The organism is Bacteroides muris (ex Fokt et al. 2023), assembly GCF_024704895.1.
In the GTDB taxonomy this organism is placed as follows: Bacteria; Bacteroidota; Bacteroidia; order Bacteroidales; family Bacteroidaceae; genus Bacteroides; species Bacteroides muris.
Map to the genome: position 1 here is coordinate 1 of NZ_JAMZEE010000118.1, position 594 is coordinate 594.

2 protein-coding genes are annotated in these 594 nt (G+C 45.8%); both read right to left on the bottom strand.

Translation table 11 applies throughout. The features are described 5' to 3' along the window. Positions 1-226 (bottom strand): transposase (locus M1B78_RS18510; RefSeq protein WP_257941502.1); only part of this gene is annotated, 226 nt, incomplete at its 3' end. Between the two features lie 181 nt (positions 227-407). Continuing rightward, positions 408-594: ISAon1 family transposase N-terminal region protein (locus M1B78_RS18515; RefSeq protein WP_257941503.1), on the bottom strand; the 187-nt coding region annotated here is incomplete at its 5' end.

Consider the following 594-nt stretch of genomic DNA (forward strand, 5'->3'; position numbering starts at 1 on the left):
CATTGGTCATAGTGGCATTGGGAAAAGTCGTTCGGACAATCCGCATCATGGTCGGTGAAAGATCCAAAGTAACCTCTTTGACCGTCTTGCGCCTGGAGAGATGAATCATTTCAAGCACCTTTATGACGTCTTCAGACTTCGTGCCACGTATCATGGCCACAAGTGTACCTCTGCCACCACGTCCAGCACGGTTAGTGACAACTGTGTATAATTCTCCACAGCTCAAAGAAGTTTCGTCAATACAAAGGCCGGGACCTATGTTTTGTTTGAACAGGACATATTCTGAGGCATGACCTAGCTGGTCCCACTGTCGGTATGCGCTGATAAACTCCTTGTATTGGGAAGTTAACTGTTTACCGTTTACCCCATAAGCATCTGCTATGGAGCTTATGCTGGCCGGGGTAGTTTCAATCTTCTTCTTTTAAAAAAGCAACGAACTCAGGAGTGAGTTTCGTTCCTTCGGCAGTTAGATCATCGTAGGTATAAGAAAACGTTTCCCCGGTAGCTTTGTCATACCAGCGACGACGTCTTACGTGGAGATAAACAGGTTTGCCACGAAGAGGAAAGTCCTGAATCACTTTCTCATCAGTAAAA